At 74.2% G+C, this 3,920-nt stretch carries 4 protein-coding genes and 1 pseudogene; 2 read left to right on the top strand and 3 right to left on the bottom strand.

The features are described 5' to 3' along the window. The first annotated feature begins 156 nt into the window (after positions 1 to 156). Complete coding sequence (locus tag CYJ76_RS10120; RefSeq protein WP_070705661.1) at positions 157 to 1,131, top strand: glycosyltransferase family 2 protein; 975 nt, start codon at positions 157 to 159, stop codon at positions 1,129 to 1,131. Positions 1,132 to 1,209: 78 nt separating this feature from the next. On the opposite strand, the gene CYJ76_RS10115 is transcribed toward CYJ76_RS10120, so the two are convergent. The 3 genes from CYJ76_RS10115 to CYJ76_RS10105 are packed head-to-tail and all read right to left on the bottom strand — an operon-like array spanning position 1,210 to position 3,370. After that, positions 1,210 to 1,848 (bottom strand): CoA transferase subunit B, encoded by a 639-nt coding sequence (locus CYJ76_RS10115; RefSeq protein ID WP_070705128.1) that lies wholly within the window; start codon positions 1,846 to 1,848, stop codon positions 1,210 to 1,212. Between the two features lies 1 nt (position 1,849). Then, the gene (locus CYJ76_RS10110; RefSeq protein WP_070705129.1) at positions 1,850 to 2,632 is read right to left on the bottom strand and encodes a CoA transferase subunit A; all 783 of its coding nucleotides are present in this window, start codon (positions 2,630 to 2,632) and stop codon (positions 1,850 to 1,852) included. 30 nt (positions 2,633 to 2,662) lie between these two features. After that, positions 2,663 to 3,370, bottom strand: coding sequence for a TIGR03089 family protein (locus tag CYJ76_RS10105; RefSeq protein ID WP_070705130.1), 708 nt, complete (start codon positions 3,368 to 3,370; stop codon positions 2,663 to 2,665). A gap of 127 nt (positions 3,371 to 3,497) precedes the next feature. Between CYJ76_RS10105 and CYJ76_RS12545 the strand changes: the two are divergent. Beyond that, positions 3,498 to 3,920, top strand: a pseudogene (locus tag CYJ76_RS12545) (DNA-3-methyladenine glycosylase 2 family protein); the annotation flags it as partial.

The raw sequence follows: 3,920 nt of genomic DNA, 5'->3' as shown, positions 1-3,920 counted from the left end.
AAGCCACATCCCAGCCGGAGGTTCTCCCACGTTCAAGCCCGTCCTGCTGCTACCAACCTCCTGACCGAGAACACCTAGGCGACGAGGCTGGGACCACGCTGGGACGCGGCGCGGGCAGGTCCCAGGCGTGGCGCGCGGGGCCTGCACAATGTGCGCATGACAGCCCTCAGCGTGATCATGCCCGTCCTCGACGAGGAGGCTGACCTCGCCGACTCCGTGGCGGCCGTGCTCGCCCAGGACGCGCCGGGGGAGCTGGAGGTCGTGCTGGCCGTGGGCCCCTCGCGCGACCGCACCCGCGAGGTGGCCGATGCCCTCGCCGCGGCCGACCCGCGCGTGGTGGTCATCGACAACCCCAGCGGGCGCACCCCCGACGGGCTGAACGCCGCCCTGTCCGTGGCCCGGCACCCGGTGGTGGTGCGCGTGGACGCGCACGGGGAGCTCTCCCCGGGCTACCTGCGCACCGCGGTGGAGGTGCTCGAGCGCACCGGCGCGGCCAATGTCGGCGGCATCATGCACGCGCAGGGCCGCACCGTCGTCGAGCGGGCCGTGGCGGTGGCGATGGGGTCCCGCATCGGCGTGGGCGGGGCGCGCTTCCACACCGGTGGCGGGGAGGGGCCGTCGGACACCGTCTACCTCGGCTGCTTCCGCCGCGAGTGGCTCGACCGGGTGGGCGGCTACGACGCCCGCTTCGACCGCGCCCAGGACTGGGAGATGAACTGGCGCATCCGTCAGGCCGGGGGACTGGTCTGGTTCACCCCCGAGCTCGTGGTGGCCTACCGGCCGCGCCGCAGCCTGCCCGCCCTCGCCCGGCAGTACCGGGACTACGGCCGGTGGCGCCGGGTGGTGGCCGCCCTCCACGAGGGGTCGATCAACGCCCGCTACCTCGCCCCACCGGCGGCCCTCGTGGCCTGCGCGCTGGGCACGGCCGTGGGACTGCGGTGGCGCCCGGCGCTGGCGGTGCCGGCCACCTACCTCGCGGCGGTCACCGCCGGCGGCCTGTACGAGGCGCGCCGGGAGGAGCCCGCGGTCGCGCTGCGGGTGCCGGCCGTCATCGCCACCATGCACATGGCCTGGGGGTGGGGCTTCCTCACCAGTCCCCGCGCGCTGCGCCGCCGCATCGTCGGTCGCTGAGGGACCGCCGTCCCCGCCACCGCACGAGGACGCCCCCGGCAACTGCCGGGGGCGTCCTCGTGCGGGGTGCTCGTCGGCTCAGGACAGGTCGACGGTGAACGGGGCGCCGGTCCGCTCGCGCACCTCGTCCTCGGTCACGCCCTCGGCCAGCTCGCGCAGCACCAGCCCGTCCTCGGTGACGTCCATGACGCACAGGTCGGTGATGATGCGCTGCACCACCTGCTTGCCGGTCAGCGGCAGGGAGCACTCCTGCACGATCTTGTGGCTGCCGTCCTTGGCGACGTGCTCCATGAGCACCACCACCTTCTTGGCGCCGTGCACGAGGTCCATGGCCCCGCCCATGCCCTTGACCATCTTGCCGGGGATCATCCAGTTGGCGATGTCGCCGGCGGCCGAGACCTGCATGGCGCCCAGGATGGCCGCGTCGATCTTGCCGCCGCGGATCATGCCGAAGCTCAGCGAGGAGTCGAAGAAGCTCGCGCCGCGGCGCACCGTGACGGTCTCCTTGCCGGCGTTGATGAGGTCGGGGTCCAGCTCGTCCTCGGTGGGGTAGCGGCCCACGCCGAGGATGCCGTTCTCGGACTGAAGCACCAGTTCCACGTCGTCGTCGACGTAGTTGGGCACCAGCGTCGGCAGGCCGATGCCGAGGTTCACGTAGTCGCCGTCGTGCAGCTCCTGGGCCGCACGAGCCGCCATCTGCTCACGGGTCAGCGCCATCTCAGGCCTCCTGCGGGGTCTCGGTGAGGGTGCGCTTCTCGATGCGCTTGTCCGCGGCGCGCTCCGGGCTGAGCGCCAGCACGCGCTGCACGAAGACGCCGGGCAGGTCCACCTCGTCGGGGTCGATCTCGCCGGGTTCCACGAGCTCCTCCACCTCGGCCACCGTCACCCGGCCGGCCATGGCCGCCACCGGGTTGAAGTTGCGGGCCGACTTGTTGAACACGAGGTTGCCGTGGCGGTCGCCCTTGGCGGCCCGCACCAGGGCGAAGTGGCAGGGGAGGGACTCCTCGAGCACGTACTCGTGGGTCTCGTCGAGCATCGTGAACTCGCGGGTCTCCTTGGCGGGGGACTCCACGGCCACCGAGCCGTCGGCGTCGTAGCGCCAGGGCATGCCGCCCTCGGCCACCAGGGTGCCCACGCCGGTGCGGGTCCAGAAGGCGGCGAGGCCGGTGCCGGCGGCGCGGAGCTTCTCGGCCAGCGTGCCCTGCGGGGTCAGCTCGAGCTCGAGCTCGCCCTCCAGGTACTGGCGCGCGAACTCCTTGTTCTCGCCCACGTAGGAGGCGATGACACGGCGCAGGCGGCCGGCGTCGAGCAGCACGCCCAGCCCCCAGCCGTCGACGCCGCAGTTGTTCGAGACGACCTCGAGCTCGGCGGTGCCGGCGGCGTGCACCTCCTCGATGAGCACCTGCGGGATGCCGCAGAGGCCGAAGCCCCCGACGGCCACGCGCATTCCGTTCTCGAGGCCCTCGATGGCCTCACGGGCTGAAGCGACCACTTTGTCCATGGCCGCACACTATCCCCGGAGTGACCTGCCTCACGCCCCGGGGGCGGTGCGGGTGACCCCCTCGGCGACCAGCCGCGCGTCGCCGGTGTCGACCGGCCCGGCGGACACCACCGTCACCACCGACCCGCCGGCGCCCCAGACGCCGAGTGCCGTGCGCACCTGCTCAGCCGGGTCGTCGCAGAGCACGAGGACGCGCCCCGGTTCCTGCGGGGCGAGGACCTCCGCGCGCGACCACCGCTGGCCCTGGTGCACCAGGGCGTCGTCCTCCTCGGACACCTCGTGCCAGGGGGTGAACCCGTCGCCGAAGCTGGCCAGCTCGGCGGCCTCGTCGAACACGCCGCTGGGCAGGTCCTCGCCCGGCCACCGGCGGGCCAGCGCCTGCAGGGTCACGGCCACCACCTCGTCGGAGTCGTCGGCCAGGTCGCTCACCGGGCGGGTGGTCACGAGCACGTCGGCCCCCTCGTGGTCGTCCAGGGACACGGTGGCGCCCACCGCCCAGACCGCGAGCACCCAGTAGGCGGTGCGCCAGTGGCCGCGCGGGAGGTCGACCACCACCACGGTGCCGGGCTCGGCGTCGAACTCCTCCTGCAGCACGTTGGCGGCCTTGTTGACCCAGTTCACCAGGACGGCGCCGGAGAGCTCGATGCGCTCGCCGCGCACGTCGTCGAAGCAGGTGAGGCGGGGGGAGTGGGGGTGGTCGGTGGTCAACTGCTCCAGCACCGTCGCCGGTGTGGTCATCTGTGGGGCCTTCCCGCGCCGCAGGGCGCGTGTGTCAGAGGGGTCGGGGCCCGAGGACGCGGGGTCGACGGGCTCGGCGGCCGGTGGCCGTTCGTGCATGCTACGGCCCGCCGGGGACACTGGTCCGGTGACCACCCCCGACACCCCGGCCCCCACCCACGAGGGCGCCCGGTCGTGGCGTGCCGGGTGGGCGGTGGACCTGCCCGGCACGCTGGCCCCGCTGCGCCGCGGCGGAGGAGACCCCAGCTCGACGGTGCCCGCGCCGGGCCAGCTCGTCCTGGCGGCCAACACCCCGGCCGGTCCCGGCACCCTGCACGTGGGGGTCTCCCGCGACGGCCGCACCGTGGAGGCGCGGGCGTGGGGGCCGGCCGGTGCCGTGCGCTGGCTGCTGGACGGGGTCCCCGAGCTGCTGGGCTCGCTCGACCGTCCGGAGGACCTCCGCCCGCGGCACGCGGTGCTCCAGCGCGCGCACGCCCGCCTCTCCCCGGGGTTGCGGGTGGTGCGGACGCGGCGGGTGTGGGACGCGCTGCTGCCGGCCGTGGTGGAGCAG

This window comes from Kytococcus schroeteri (assembly GCF_002847825.1).
Lineage (GTDB): Bacteria > Actinomycetota > Actinomycetes > Actinomycetales > Dermatophilaceae > Kytococcus > Kytococcus schroeteri.
Note: the sequence above shows the minus strand (reverse complement) of the source record. Positions and strands in the feature narration are given on the sequence as shown.